General features: G+C 54.7%; 1 protein-coding gene. It reads left to right on the forward strand.

Annotated elements, in window-relative coordinates; all coding sequences use genetic code 11:
* The coding region (locus tag Xhom_RS31800) for a DUF6453 family protein (protein WP_169928587.1) at window positions 1–649 on the forward strand (649 nt) is incomplete at both ends.

Raw genomic sequence — 649 nt, forward strand, 5'->3', positions numbered from 1 at the left:
GTTCAATATTGTGCTGATCCCGACAAAAACCGTGATGGCGGGGCAGTTCGGGCTCCATTCTACCATTGTTGACCGCCGGATTGAGAATATCCGCATGGAAGGGGAGTATCTGAAATTTGAGTTTATTGAGGGCCTGATTGGTTTCAGCCCTTTTTTTGAAAAGGATGATCACTTCTATATTCAGGTGTGCGGCTACCCGAAAAGTACCGCCTCCTTCGGCATCAAACTGGCCGGCATGAACGGGGTATCAACGATGGCCGACCAGAACCGACTGGGGTATTGCGTTTACCGGGGACGGATCACCTTAGGCAAAAGCGGGCAATGGCGGGTGCCGGATTCCATCCCTAACCGGGGGCAATGTCTGGTCTTTGCCCGGACCGAGACTGCCGGTGCCGCCATCGGCATGACGCACGATAAGGTGATTGTGAACAATGAGGTGGCCTGTGAGGTGCATGTGGTGATTTTCTCCAGTGGCTTTCCGTTGCGGAAACCCGATTGGGGCGTGGCGATTTATAATGCCGCCGGACACATGACCTATTCATCCTATTACACCCCGTTCTTTCTGGGGGAAATGATCCCCGTGAGGAATGGGCGCGGCGCGGCGAACACGATTGCCAGACCGATGGTGCATGTCAACCGGCTGGCGAAG

This window comes from Xenorhabdus hominickii (genome assembly GCF_002632725.1).
Taxonomy (GTDB): domain Bacteria; phylum Pseudomonadota; class Gammaproteobacteria; order Enterobacterales; family Enterobacteriaceae; genus Xenorhabdus; species Xenorhabdus hominickii.